Genomic DNA, 13,773 nt, shown 5'->3' with positions numbered 1-13,773 from the left:
GATTAGAAGAAATTATTTTTTTTGAGAAGAAGAGCCTTAATAAGACAGGAGCGCTTATGAACATTTCCCGATTGCTTCCGCTTTTATTGCTGGTGCCAGCAATAACCATGGCAGATGAAGATCGCAACTTTAAATTGAATCCGAGTCATTTCAAGGTTGGTAATGTTCTAGAACATGCAACGGATAAGGCTATCGCATTGGATAGCTCTGTTGCTATTTCCCAGGAACCGGTGTTCCCGTTGCATCCCAATCGTCTCTATCTCCGTCATAAAAAATCGGCGAAAGAATACTTGTGGTTCTCGGGTGAGGCAAAACCGGAAGAATACAAGAATCTCCATGCCTTTAATCTCAAGGATAATCATTTAGGCGCTCGTGAAGTTATCGGACTCCGCTTGTACGCCTCTCGCCAGTATAAAGCGTTCCAGGACGAAGCCGACATTTATTTCGATGCGGAATATGTTTATTCCCCTCGTGTATCGAAGCTTCTGTTCATGAAGAATGGCAAGTGGCAGGTTTTGAACGAAAGCAATCATCCGGGGATGGTGCAAATCCAGTCCGATGAAAAGCACTTGGATGTTCTGTCTCTGAATTCAAAAATGAAACCGGGAACCCGTGCCCTTTTCCCAGCAGAGGATGGTGTTTACGTCTTTTCGTTCGGTGCTCCGGACAAGCTTCCATACGTGGATGCGGGTGTGCTTAAGCCGGGGAACGTGCTCACATTCAATGTGAAGTTCCCAAGCCCTGATTCTGTTGCTTCTGGTTCAAGCGAGGCAACTCCGGTTGCTGTTGTTGAAAGTTCGAGTTCAAGCGAATCCGTTCCGGCTGTTGTTATTGCAGGTTCTAGCTCTAGTTCGGGAATTGTTATTCCTAGCTTTGACGCTGGTGCTTCTAGTTCAAGCGCTGTTCCTGTTTCTGGCGGATCTTCTTCTAGTACTTCCGCTCCGGCGAAAACGTCTGTCACGCTTGATAAGGTGTACGCCCTTCAAACGCTCGAAGAAACAGAAACCCTTTATGACGTATTCTCTGCAGATGTCGATAAGAATGTGAACCGCGTGGATACGATGGAATTTTCGAAATTCTATCCGGCTATCAAGTCTGCGGATTCTCTCGGACTTGCAGAATCGGATAAGGATTATCGCAACTATGTTACTCACTACAACCTCAAGCGCAAAGAAGCGCAGACCATGTGGCGCAATAAAAAGCTCGGGGATGTGAGCAATATATACAAGGCTTTCCACGAAAAGCTTGATAGTCTCCAGACGCTCCCGGCTCAGATTAACATAAAGCCTGTTGCCGTTGAAAAAATCGTGAGAACGGATACCATTACGGTTCCTGTAGAATCGACTAAGAAAGTGACGAAGGGCAAGGCTAAAAAGGCTGCGGTAGATACCACAAAGAAAACGGTTGTCGTTACTAAGGTCGATTCCTTGAACTTGAGCTTTGGTGCAGACCGAGGTCGTGTCCAGGTATCGTGGAAGGGCGTTGTCGATGGTATTTCGATGGATTCACTCGTCGAGATGCTTGCCGCTGGAAACTCCAATCTCGTGACGACTTTGTTCCTTGTGAACAACAAGCCGGTATGGGTGTTCAAGGAAGGAAATCTTGTCGGTCGCTACCAGTACCGTTATGAAAAGCTTGGCTTCCGCCTTGGCGATTCCCTTTACGTGGGCAAGGGCAAGTTTACTTTGCCGAGACATATCGCTATGGAAAAAGAAGTGGTAGAATGGCTCAGAAAGGGACCGGAGTCTTCTTCGTCATCTGCAATCGTAAGCTCTTCGTCTTCTGCTCCGGTGGATACGGTTAAGACTGCTCCGGGCGCAAATATTGTCGAACACGCGACTCGTGGAACGGTTGCAATCATTGATTCTGGCTCGTTCCGCTTCCGTGGTAAGGTCGTGTCCATGTCCCCATTTGCAATCCATACAACTGAAGTGACTCAGGAATTTTTCCAGAAGATCATGGCTCGCTTGGATTCTGCAAAGCGTTATCCGGACAAGTCTGTGTTCAAGGGTGAAAAGAAACCGGTGCAGAATATCACGTGGGATAATGCTCAGTACGCTTGCAAGGTGCTTGGCGGTGATTTGCCGACTGAAGCCCAGTGGGAATTTGCGGGTCGTGCCGGTAGCAACGATGGTGTTCTCTGGACAGCAGATGATGTCATGAGTGTCGGCACGTATGCCGTTTTTGCCGAAAACTCTTTGAAGATGGGCAAGGGCAATGATGCTTATGGTCCGCACGATGTCGCTACGAAATCTCCGAATGCTTGGGGACTTTACGATATGTCCGGTAACGTTGCGGAGTGGACTCGTGACAACTACTTTGCGATTACCTTCTCTATTGAAGACTCGAATCCAACGGGTTCTTATTGGGGTACAAGCAAAGTTTTGAAGGGTGGTTCTTGGAAGGATAGGGCGAAAGAGTTGAACATGACTGTGCGTGACGATGAAGATCCTCGCTACTGGTCTGATTTCATTGGCTTCCGCTGTGTGTTCCCGCTTGAAAGAATTCTTCAGGAAAAAAGATAATGAGTGATAATTCTAATAAGGAAAAAAGCATTTTCAAGAAACTGACGGCATTCCCGTATTTGCTCGTGTTGCTTGCTTTGTTGATGCCTTTGGCAAATGTTTCTTGCTCGGCAAAAGACGATAGCAAGCCGATTGCTCAGATGACGTTTTACCAGATTGCATCGGGCGTTAATTTGGATGAAACTGTTAAATCCTCGGCTTTGAACCAGATGAACCGCATGGTCAAGGAAAATCCGAAGATCTTGGATCATTTCAAGACGCAAATGCCGAATTACCCGAAGATGGAGCCTGTCCATCATTTGTACGGTATTGTGGCGGCTATCGTTTTGGCGGCTGTGTTTGCTTGGATTGTTCCGCTAGCGTCAATCGTGATGGGACTTTTGTCCATGATTTCGTTGTGGTCGCTGCTGATGAAGCTTTCGCAAATCGGGGCTACTCTTGGAATTCCGCTATTAAAAGTTGAGGGTGGCGTTGGGTTATACTGCGCAAGCTTCCTGATTTTAATCGGAACGGCGATGAACATCGCAACGCTTGTTCGCCCGATGGTGATTGCTCGCCGCGAACGGAAGAAAGCGAAAAAAGGTTAGGTCTTGATAATAAAGAAGGTCGCGAGTTCAGCACTCGCGACCTTTTCTATAACATTAAGCAGTAAGACTTTCCTATAGCAGTCCTGCCTACTGTCTACTGCCTACTGTCTACTTCCTACTGCGCCACCGGCGCCATTACACGTTGAACAGGAAGTACATGATGTCGCCATCCTGTACGAGGTATTCCTTACCTTCCGTACGGACGAGACCAGCTTCCTTGGCGGCGTTCCAGCTGCCGTGCTTGAGGAAGTCGGCGTAGCTCAAAGTTTCGGCGCGGATAAAGCCACGTTCGAAGTCCGTGTGGATGACACCTGCGCACTGCGGTGCCTTGAAGCCTGCGTGGAACGTCCATGCGCGGCATTCCTTTTCGCCTGCGGTGAAGAACGTGCGGAGGCCGAGGATTTCGTAACCCTTGCGGACAACGGAATCGAGTCCGGATTCCTTCATGCCGAGTTCCTTGAGGAATTCAATCTTGTCAGCCGGTTCCATGGCGGAAAGTTCTTCTTCGATCTTGCCGCTGATGACGATGACGTCGTGACCGTGCTTGGAAGCGTATTCCTTGAGCTGGTCCACGTAAGCGTTACCGGTGAGGATGTCGTCTTCCTTGACGTTCGCGCAGTAGAAGAGCGGCTTTGCGGTAAGGAGTCCGAGGTCCTTGACGATGCCTTCCATCTCTTCGCTGTCGTGCATCACGGTGCGGGCGGCGCGGCCTTCTTCCATAGTAGTCTTCAAAAGTTCGCAAGCGGCGAGGCGAGCCTTGGCTTCGGCGTTACCGGTACGTGCAGACTTTGCTTCGGTAGCGAGGCGCTTTTCGACAGTGTCCAAGTCCTTGAGGATAAGTTCCGTTTCAATCACTTCAACGTCGCGGATCGGGTCCACGGAACCATTCACGTGGATGATGTTTTCGTCATCAAAGCAGCGCACCACTTCCATGATGGCTTCGCATTCACGGATGTGGGTGAGGAACTGGTTGCCGAGACCTTCGCCCTTGGAAGCTCCTTTTACAAGACCTGCGATGTCCACGAATTCTGTAACAGCCGGGACGATGGATTTCGGGTTGTAGACCTTCACAAGTTCATCGAGGCGGGCATCCGGGACGCTGACCATGCCGACGTTCGGGTCGATGGTGCAGAACGGATAGTTGGCGGATTCTGCGCCTGCGTTAGTGATTGCGTTGAAGATTGTGCTCTTGCCTACGTTCGGGAGGCCTACGATGCCGCATTTAAAACCCATGATAATCTCCGATTTGTGGCGCTTGTAATCGCTTTATCCTATAGCGATTCTAGTCACCTGTTTTTGCGATGTAAAGGTAGAAAATTGCCCTTTAAGCTTAAAGCGTAAAAATCTAAATTTGCCGCGGTTTTAAGGTGCTGTATGGCAACGGATGCGTTAAAGACGAATATGGATATGTTGAACGGACCTCTCGGTCGTAAGATTCTGAGGTTTGCCGTTCCGCTTGCGGCGACAAGCATTTTGCAACAGTTGTTCAATGCGGCAGATATTGCCGTGGTCGGACAGTTCGCTGGCGACAAGGCACTTGCGGCGGTCGGTGCGAATACGTTCGTCATCAACATGCTGATAAACTTGTTCGTAGGCATCTCTGTTGGCGTAAATGTTGTTGTCGCGAATTCCATCGGTGCGCAGAGCTATCGTGCCATTACCCGCAGTGTCCACACGTCCGTGATTGTCTCGTTCATAAGCGGAATTTTGCTCTCGTTTATCGGAGTCTTTTTTGCGCGGCCGATCCTTTCGGCAATTTCGACACCTGCGGATGTCTTGGATTTGGCGGTGCGCTATCTGCAAGTCTATTTTGCGGGGATTCCGTTCGTTATGCTTTATAACTTTGTGGCGGCAATCCTGCGTGGCAAAGGCGATACAAAACGCCCGCTTTACGTGCTCCTTGCGACGGGCGCTATCAACGTGTTGCTGAACGTCCTCTTTGTCGCAGGTTTTGGCATGAGCGTTACGGGGGTTGCGCTTGCGACCGTGATTGCAAATGCGCTGAGTGCGGGGACATTGTTCTACTTCTTGCTTCACGAAGTCGGACCGTTCAAGCTCGAATTCTGGAAGTTGAGAATTACGCCTGTGTTTCTCGGGCGCATTATGCGCGTGGGGCTCCCGGCGGGGCTTCAGGGCGTTGTGTTCTCGTTTAGCAATGTCTGCCTCCAGTCGGCCATCAACAGCCTTGGTTCTGCAACTGTGGCGGCTTCTGCGGCGGCGCTCACTTACGAGTTCATTGTCTATTACTGGCTCAATTCATTCTCGCATGCGTGCGTGACATTCGTGGGGCAAAATTACGGGGCGAAAAATCTGGAGCGCTGCCGTAGTGCAGTCCGGTGGACCATTTTGCTTGCGACGACTTCTACGTTTGCGTTGAGCATGCTTTGCTGCTACTTTGCAAAGCCTTTGCTTTCGTTGTATACGTCCGATCCCGAAATTATTGCAACGGGTTCTATCCGCATGTACGTCGTGGTTGGCGTGCTGTTTATCAATGTCTTTTTGGACGTTTTCTCAGGCGCGTTACGAGGCATGGGGCAGTCTTTGGCTCCGGCGCTGACTTGCGTGGTTGGCGTTTGTGGTATACGAATCCTCTGGGTTATTTTTGTATTCCCGCAGTATCGTTCCTTCGCTTCGCTGATGGTGGTTTATCCGGTGAGCTGGATTACGACCATTATGGTCTTGGCGGGGATATACATTTATCGGGTAAAACATACCCGTTTTTAATGTAAATGTTTGTTTTCTGATTAGCCCATACGGGCGCTATTGCCAAAAATTTGACATTTTGTCAACGGACGAAAAAAGCCCTCTTGAGATAAGGGGCTTAAATAAACGTAATTTACGAGTGTTCAAATAGCCGATTTGGGATTAGATGCAAAAAGCGTCAGTTAGTGTTGGAGAACTGATGCTTCTGTAATCGGATGGAGACTTCTGATCGATTTTCACCGAAAATGACGTGATTCGATAGTTGCCGAACAGAGCTTCTAATCCCAACCGGCATTTTTTTTTGCCCCCTTACAGGGGGCTTTTTAATTGCCTTAGAGTGGGTTATTACAGCAAGTCGTCTAAATTGATCCCGTACATTCTGACGTTATCAATCCAGATATCCGTGCCGTTGTACACAAAGATGGTAAAGCGCGTAATCTTGTTGCGTGTCACGTCCCAGCCGTGGTAGCTTTTTTTGTCCGGATTTGTGAAATCGGATGGCTTGATGGCGACACGAGTCCATTCTTCGTTGACACTTCCTTTATACGAGGTCTTGTAGTTTGTATCGGATTCTACAATCGTCTCGAGGAATACTTCGAAATCCCCGCTGCCCTTGAGCCAAACTTCCACGGAGTCGAGTCTGCTCAAGTCGTGCTGGTGCGCGGCTATGCGCGTTCCGATGACAACGTAGCGTCCGAGCTTGTTCGCCTGGTACTGCACATGCAGCATGTTCTTGCCGAAGATGGTGCTGTCAGCCTTTTCGATGCCGTTGGTCGGCTTCTGGTCAAGGTTGTTCTTGACCGTTGCACTATCGTGCGGTTGTACGTACCAGTTGTAGTTAAGTGGCGCGGGCAGTGCGTTTAAGTCGGTGCCTGCTTCGAAATTCAAAACCTCGACGCTGTTGAGGGCGCTGACGAGCGAATCGCTGAGCCCTTCCCAAACATCGACGTCTTCAATCTTCTTTGCCTTCTTGTCGCCCCACATGAGCATCCACGGTCTGACGGTATCAGCTGCGCTTTCGACGCGGATGTTGAGCGTGGCGCTATTGATGCTCGTATCCCAGCCGTCGATTTCAAACGGAATGAGGTTGTTGCTTCCGTCGTAGAGGCGAATGTCACTTCCGTCCTTTTCGGCCTTCGAGAAGTCGAAGTTCTCTTCAGTCAGGCGCAGGACGAGTACGGTCGGGAAGCTGAGCGGGCGCATCCAGTCCGAAATCAAGTCGGAAGGCATAAAGCGGATGGCGTTCTCGGGGACGACCTTGTTCGGGTTCTCGATGAGGCCGAGATCCGTCGTGTCGTTCGAGGTCACAACTGCGGAGGTTCCGCCAATGGAGCTGAGGTCTTCGGAATCCCAGGCGCTCACGGTGAGGTTCCCGCATGGAGCCTTCTGGATGACGAACTGTCCGAGCGTATCGGTCTTGACAATGGTGTTCACGCCCTGGACGGCAACCCAGGCGTAGTTGGCGGAGTCCGGCAAGTCCACAAGACCCTTGACCGTGCCGACCGCTTCGAGCGATGCGCTGTCGAGCGTGTATTCGTGGTTCAGGTTGTTGAGCGTGTACTGCAAGACGATAGAAGAATCGCCCTTAGTGAAATTGATGGTGTAAGATCCGTTCTGGTGGCCGTCGATATGCACCCAACCGTTTGTATCGGTTTCGCCTTCGTAGGTGTACTTTACGGTGCTTGTTTCGGCGGTGTCGGCTACGTACCAAGAGGGGAGCACCTGGTAGCGTACTTTGGCAGCCGGTGCACCGTCGTCAAAAACACGGATGGCGATGGCGTTTTCAATTTCCGTCGTATTCCCTGCCGTGTCGTTGCTTGCTGTGCAGGCAGCGAGGAGACCAAAGGGTACCAAATAAAGAAGCTTGTTAAAATTTTTCATTTTATTTTTCCTTCTTCTTATTGAGTGCGACGGGGAATAAAGCGAGGTTCAACTGCATAACGCGATCAGGGACAATGCACTTGTCAACGCGAATCTGGATTTCTTTGCGGAATTCCTTGAGCATCTTTTTCAGGTCTTCGAATCCCTTGGAATCGACCGCCATGGTGATGGTCGAAATGTCGCGGTTCTCTGGCGGAATTTCATTGAGCGAGCGGATGCCAAACTGCATAACCTTCGAATGGAAACTGCGGATGGCTTCGGCCTTTTCGGCACCTTGGACCGTGATGTGCGGGTCGGCGAGGCGGACTTTGCTGTTGTTGTTGATCGGCTGGATAAAGCCGAGCGACTTTAAAATCTCGATGCTTTCTTGCGCCTGTTCTTCGGTAATAGGCGGAATCACGCTGTTTGCGATTTCCGGGATGTCCACGTTGCCGTGTTTCACTTCGATAAGCGCTCTTACGACGATTGTCCACCAGGCGCTTAAATACTTGAGCTCGTTGTCCTTGAGCAAATGGCGCTTCACGTCGCGCAGCTGGAACGCCTTTTGCAGGATTTCAGCCTTTGTCTTTTCGGATTTCGTGCGCGATGCGACAATCAATAAGTCGAAGTATGCGGCTCCGCGACCGTCGAGCCCGAGCATTTTTTTTGCGGCGGGGACTGCGTGGACGGGGAGATTGCGCTTTTTCTGAACAATGTAGTAAGCGTGACTTGAATCCAAGCCAAGCGTCTTGCCGAGAGTGCTGAAGGAATACAAGGAGTTGTGTTTCTTATGCTCCAAGTAATAATCCTTGATCATATCCCGGTAGTCATCGTAATCAAAGATTTCTGCCATAACCAAACCTATGCTAAATATACTTTAAATTCTTTTCGGAAAATTATTAGATTAATCTTACCATGCGAAAAAACAGAAGTCAATCCCCAAAGGGATCGTTATTTGTGGTACTTTTGGTACTCTTTATCTTTGTTGCGTTCGTTTTTATCACCTATAGCAAGAAAAATGCCGAATTTGAAGAGCGTGAAGCGATGGTTAAGGAGACGAACGATTGCCTTGCGGCGGGTGACTGGAAATGTGCCGAACGCAATGTCCGTGAGCTTTTAAAGGCAGAACCGAACGATACGAACTTGCGAATGCATTTGGCGGGGCTCCTGCTTGAGCAGGAACGCTATAAGGAATGTGTAAGTTACATTGAATCTTTGGATTTTATGAGCGAAAAGCTGGATTATTTTATCGTAAAAGCGAAGCGCCTAGAACAGGAAATGGAAAATCTTGGCGTCGAAAAGTCGATGCATTTTCGTTTGGAATTTGATGGTAGTCCCTCTAAAAAAGATGTGATGGAAGCTCTTGCCGTTTTGGAAGTAGCGTACGATTCGATTAGTAATTTGTTCGATTTCTTGCCCGAAAACAAGATGAGTTTGGTACTGTACCAGGAGAAGGAATATCAAGGTGTGGGACCGCGCCCGGACTGGGTGGCTGCTGTTTTTGATGGCAAGTTGCGTGTGCCTGTGAACTTGATGGCTTACCGTGAAGTTTATCGCCCGGTGTTGTTCCATGAACTGACGCATTCATTTGTTCGTTCTATGACGCGTGCGCAGGTGCCGCTGTGGATGAACGAGGGCATTGCGATGGTGGTTGACGGCTCGCATAACGATGAGCCTCGCCCGATTGGGTCGTACCCGAATCTCAAATCGCTTACGGACCCTTTTGTGAATGAATCGAATACGGAAAAGGCAAAGAAACTTTACTGGTTCTCGAAGAGAATGGTCCAAGAACTTTTATGGCGTGATGGCGGCGGTGCGGATGCGTTTCGCAATTTTGCAAAATGCTTGCAGGATTTGCAAGAGCTCGGTACCGATGGTGCATTGAAAAAGCATTATGGAATGACCGCCCGTGATTTGTTGGAGTCTGTAAAATGAAAAATATTGTGATTCTCGCGACGGGCGGTACAATTGCTGGCGCGGGCGAGCTAGGTAAAAATATTGGGTACAAGTCGGGCTCAATCAAGGCGCAAACGCTGATTGATGCGATTCCGGAATTGAAGAATGTGGCAAACATTTGTGTGGAGCAATTTTGCAATATCAATTCGGACGATATCACTTCTGAACTTTGGATTGCTTTGGCTCGCCGGATTCGAGAGCATTTGCAGCGCGAAGATGTCGACGGTATCGTGGTTATGCACGGGACCGATACGATGGAAGAAACAGCTTTATTTTTGAGCTTAGTTTTAAATGCTGCTGAGACTGCCGCGAAGCCTGTGATTTTGACTGGTTCGATGCGACCCGCTACCGCTGCAGAACCGGACGGTCCCGCAAACCTCCTCTTTGCCGTGAAAAACGCAGTGTCATGCCCGAATGTCATCCTGGAGCCGAAGGCGATAGGATCCTGTGCTGTTTACATCGCCTTTGCAGGCAAATTAATGAACGCTCGCTCGGTGCAAAAGATTCACGCGAATGATTTGGATGCATTTGCTGAATTGTCATGCCCGCCTCATGAACTGTCTTGCCTGCCAGAGCCTGCCCTGAGCGAAGTCGAAGGAAGCGGACATCTCCCTTTCGTAAAATCGTTCGACATCTCGAACTTGCGCGAATTGCCGCGCGTTACCGTCCTTTACTTTAACGCTGATGCTGATGCAGAACTCGTGCGCTTTGCGGCGGAACGTTCGGCAGGGCTTATCATTGCTGGCGCTGGCGCTGGCGAATTTTCTCGTGCATGGGCTAGTGCGATTGCAGATGCTGTCGCAGAAAAGAATATCCCCGTCGTGATTTCTACGCGAATCAATCGCGGTCGCATTGTCCCAGAACAGCTCCTTGTGCCAGGAACGATTGCCGCTTACGATTTGCCCCCTGCTAAAGCCGCCGTTCTCTTGCGCCTTGCATTAACCGTCACGAATGACCCTGCGGCCATTCAAAAGATTTTTCTAGAGAGCTAAAAAATGAAATTCCTCATCCAGCGAGTCACTAAGGCTCAAGTCGATATTGAAGGTCAAACTGTCGGTAAAATTGATAACAAGGGATTCCTTGTGCTGATTGGCGTAGGCGAGGGCGATACCCGCGAAATCGCCGACCGCTTCATCAAGAAAATGCTTGCGCTCCGTATCTTTGCCGACGAAAACGGAAAGACGAACCTCTCCATCAAGGATGTCGGCGGTTCGCTTTTGCTTGTTTCTCAATTTACGTTGTATGCCAATTGCAATAAGGGCAATCGCCCGACATTCAATGGTGCTGGCAACCCGACACTCGCCAATGAACTATACGAGTACATTATTGAACAGTGCAAAAAAGAAGTCGCTGTCGTAGAAACCGGAAAATTCGGTGCCGATATGCAAGTGAGCCTCGTCAACGACGGTCCATTTACTATAATGCTAGAATAAAGCCTTGCGCATTGGGACGTAGCCCCATCCAGTCAAGTCTTGTTCTGCAAAATGTTTTGGAGCTTTATATGAAAGTTTTGCAATTTATGTTGTTGTTCGCGTCAATGCTATTCGTCTCTTGTGTGGGTTCGCGCGATAGCGCTCCCGAAGGCGGCGATATGGCGGATGCTCCTTGCACGGAATGTGGCACGCAAGGTGATATCGTGCTGAATATCACAGACGAAAAGTTCTACCGCGAATGGAACCAGGTCGCATTTAGCCGTATCGATTCCAATGCTGTTGTGGGCGTTTTCCCTTCGCTCAAGGTAACGGCGACTCGCCCCGAAAACTGCAAAATGTGCCATAGCTTCAGTGCCGATGCCCTCGACTTTGATCTTGCCCGCATCGAAGATTCTTTGTTTGCAAAAGCGTTCCCGAAAATGCAACGAGACTTGATGATTGTCGGTATGCGTGTGCCGGAAACGGATTCCGCTTACGTCGATTCTTTGTCTGCAAAACTTCTTGCTGAAAAATTCGTGGAAGGCAAACGCTTGGATGACGTGACTCCGTGGGAAGAGCGCGATGGTGTGGAACAGACGATTGCTCGCCAGTTGCCGTTTAAGCTAAAGGACTTGTTGAACGGAATTGCTAGCCGCTATGAACTCCGTTATTTGACGATTCCGTTAGTGTTGAATGTGGAAATGGACCCTGATTTGGGCAAAAAAGGTGGCTTCACATGGCAAATTGTGTGGAGCATGTGGGATGCCCGCTACGGTGAACTTGTTGCCCTCACTTACTCCAAATTTACCGCCGCAACGACGACTCGCGTGGCGCCTGAAAAGGAATGGGCAACGCCTTTTGCCGCTAGACTCTGGAAACTGCTCAACACCGACGTCGCGCATTTCGAAAACCACTGATTTAGTTACGAGTTCTTAGTCATTAGTTATTAGATTAATTTTTGGCGCCTTCGGCGCAATTATAAATAACTACAGACCGTTGACTAAAAACTAATTACTACTTTTTAAGTTATGAACACTCCTTTCTACGTTTTTATGAAGCTTTTGCCGAAGAATGCCGCAAGCCGCATTTTCGGTGCCTTTACGCGTTTGCGCATCCCGTTCCTGAGCAAAATTGCTCGCAACGCCTTTGCTAGCTATTACAAGCTCGATATGTCTGAATCGGAATACCCGCTCAGCCATTACAAGAACATCGGTGAACTTTTTATCCGCAAGCTCAAGCCGGGTATGCGCCCTGTTGCCGATGGTGCCGAAATCGTGAGCCCGGTCGATGGCGTGCTTTCGCAGACGGGAACGTTCGATGGCGATGACCAGAACTTGATCCAGGCGAAGGGCAAGACTTATACGCTCAAGAGTCTTTTGCGTAGCGAAGAACTTGCAGAACGTTTCAAGGGCGGCGCCTTTGCGACGATTTACTTGGCTCCGTTCAACTACCACCGCATCCACAGTCCCGTCAAGGGCGACCTCGTGCTTTCGAGCTATTGCCCGGGCACGCTCTGGCCGGTCAACGCAGGTAGTGTAGAACGTGTCGAAGGTCTTTTCAGCATCAACGAACGCTTGACGAGTGAACTCCGCTTGGCGGACGGTTCCGAAGTGCTCGTGGTCAAGGTCGGTGCGACAAACGTTGGTCGCATTGGCGTCGTGTATAACGATTCCATCTTGACGAACGCAGGCAAGCTCCCGCGCGACAAAAAGCGCTTGGACTGGATTCCGAATCAGCAGTACTCGTTTGACCGTGGCGATGAACTTGGCCGCTTTGAAATGGGCAGCACCGTGATTCTCGTGGTCGACAAGAAAATTCGCGAACGCCATCCGGACCTGTTCAAGGCACGTCTCGGACAGGCGGTGAAGGTGGGCGAGGCTCTCTAGTTGGTCTCGGTAAAGCGTTTTATTCACGATGAACCAGCGCTATTCAAGGCTTCGAAAGCTTTTGTAGCGCTTCTTTTCAAGTGCGCTGATCCCGTAGTTTATGTTGCTCAAAAAATGCCCACGGCAAATGAACAAATTGCGTGGACATTGCTTGGAACGGTCTTGTTCCAGGATCGTTCTTACCCCGATATTTTACGCCTCCTCGTGAAGTTGCACGAGCGTTTCCCGGGCGATAAGCTTTGGTCGCTCCCTGTGCCGAAAGGCGGTGAAATTGAGGAGGTTGTTGAGCAGACGTTCAATAGCCGCAACTGGACGGTCTTTGAGCATGTCTCCGGGATTTTTTGGAGCGTCGGGCTTTTTGTGCGCCATCATCTGGATTTGACATCTTGGATGCGTGAACGAACCCCCGAAGAGATGTGGCGGGACTTGGGCGAAATCTATTTTATGGGCCGTTCGAATCCGCGCCCTAAAGCTTGTGCCGCAATTTACCGCTTGCTTGCTCCGCGGCCGCTAGGTCTTGGACTTACGTGCCGCGACAGTTCTAGAATGCCTCACTTGCCGCTTACGATGGGGGCTCGCCGTTTCCTCGCGATGCTTGGGCCCGCGAAGGAATCTAGCTTTGCAGAACTTGAACCATCTCAAAAGCAGAAACTCGCGAATGAATATTTTATCGCACTTGCTCCGGAGAACCCGTATTTCGCTGCGCATTCCCTCCAGTTCTTTTTGGAGAATGGGAGCGAGGGCTTTATTTGCCGCGAGCTGACATCGCATTGCGCGAAGTGCCCGCTTTATGAGTATTGTAATTATGCCGAAGTCCGCAAACGCGATTGATGTATGCTAAATT

Annotated in this window: 12 protein-coding genes; 9 read left to right on the top strand and 3 right to left on the bottom strand. The window is 49.8% G+C overall.

Translation table 11 applies throughout. The features are described 5' to 3' along the window. Positions 1-56: 56 nt before the first annotated feature. Both B9Y77_RS13035 and B9Y77_RS13030 read left to right on the top strand, forming a co-directional pair. Positions 57-2,525, top strand: coding sequence for a formylglycine-generating enzyme family protein (locus B9Y77_RS13035; protein ID WP_085491944.1), 2,469 nt, complete (start codon positions 57-59; stop codon positions 2,523-2,525). Further along, a complete protein-coding gene (locus tag B9Y77_RS13030) occupies positions 2,525-3,112 on the top strand; it encodes a hypothetical protein (protein WP_073425115.1) in 588 nt (195 codons plus the stop codon). Before B9Y77_RS13035 ends, B9Y77_RS13030 begins: the two co-directional genes overlap by 1 nt. Before the next feature lie 135 nt (positions 3,113-3,247). On the opposite strand, the gene ychF is transcribed toward B9Y77_RS13030, so the two are convergent. Continuing rightward, on the bottom strand, positions 3,248-4,345 hold the full coding sequence (ychF, locus tag B9Y77_RS13025) for a redox-regulated ATPase YchF (protein ID WP_014545371.1): 1,098 nt from the start codon (positions 4,343-4,345) through the stop codon (positions 3,248-3,250). Positions 4,346-4,486: 141 nt separating this feature from the next. Between ychF and B9Y77_RS13020 the strand changes: the two genes are divergently transcribed. After that, entirely contained in the window at positions 4,487-5,836 is a 1,350-nt protein-coding gene (locus B9Y77_RS13020; protein WP_085491943.1) for an MATE family efflux transporter, read from the top strand. Positions 5,837-6,160: 324 nt separating this feature from the next. On the opposite strand, the gene B9Y77_RS13015 is transcribed toward B9Y77_RS13020, so the two are convergent. Further along, positions 6,161-7,696, bottom strand: coding sequence for a hypothetical protein (locus B9Y77_RS13015; protein WP_085491942.1), 1,536 nt, complete (start codon positions 7,694-7,696; stop codon positions 6,161-6,163). A 1-nt stretch (position 7,697) separates the two neighbouring features. Then, the gene (locus tag B9Y77_RS13010; protein WP_073425111.1) at positions 7,698-8,528 is read right to left on the bottom strand and encodes a DUF4423 domain-containing protein; all 831 of its coding nucleotides are present in this window, start codon (positions 8,526-8,528) and stop codon (positions 7,698-7,700) included. Positions 8,529-8,632: 104 nt separating this feature from the next. Here B9Y77_RS13010 and B9Y77_RS13005 point away from each other — a divergent pair, with 104 nt between their 5' ends. The 6 genes from B9Y77_RS13005 to B9Y77_RS12980 all read left to right on the top strand — a co-directional run bounded on the left by B9Y77_RS13005 (position 8,633) and on the right by B9Y77_RS12980 (position 13,760). After that, positions 8,633-9,610 (top strand): gluzincin family metallopeptidase, encoded by a 978-nt coding sequence (locus B9Y77_RS13005; protein ID WP_139829326.1) that lies wholly within the window; start codon positions 8,633-8,635, stop codon positions 9,608-9,610. After that, positions 9,607-10,623 (top strand): asparaginase, encoded by a 1,017-nt coding sequence (locus B9Y77_RS13000; protein ID WP_085491940.1) that lies wholly within the window; start codon positions 9,607-9,609, stop codon positions 10,621-10,623. The genes B9Y77_RS13005 and B9Y77_RS13000 overlap by 4 nt, the downstream gene beginning before the upstream one ends. Before the next feature lie 3 nt (positions 10,624-10,626). Beyond that, positions 10,627-11,064, top strand: a complete 438-nt coding sequence (gene dtd, locus B9Y77_RS12995) for a D-aminoacyl-tRNA deacylase (protein WP_073425108.1) — start codon at positions 10,627-10,629, stop codon at positions 11,062-11,064. 68 nt (positions 11,065-11,132) lie between these two features. Next, a complete protein-coding gene (locus B9Y77_RS12990; protein WP_085491939.1) occupies positions 11,133-11,960 on the top strand; it encodes a hypothetical protein in 828 nt (275 codons plus the stop codon). A gap of 111 nt (positions 11,961-12,071) precedes the next feature. Beyond that, on the top strand, positions 12,072-12,929 hold the full coding sequence (asd, locus tag B9Y77_RS12985) for an archaetidylserine decarboxylase (protein ID WP_085491938.1): 858 nt from the start codon (positions 12,072-12,074) through the stop codon (positions 12,927-12,929). Beyond that, positions 12,930-13,760 (top strand): hypothetical protein, encoded by an 831-nt coding sequence (locus B9Y77_RS12980; RefSeq protein WP_085491937.1) that lies wholly within the window; start codon positions 12,930-12,932, stop codon positions 13,758-13,760. It abuts the gene before it with no gap. The last annotated feature ends 13 nt before the right edge of the window (positions 13,761-13,773 follow it).

Origin of the sequence: Fibrobacter sp. UWB13 (assembly GCF_900177805.1) — a bacterium.
Taxonomy (GTDB): Bacteria; Fibrobacterota; Fibrobacteria; order Fibrobacterales; family Fibrobacteraceae; genus Fibrobacter.
Note: the sequence above shows the minus strand (reverse complement) of the source record. Positions and strands in the feature narration are given on the sequence as shown.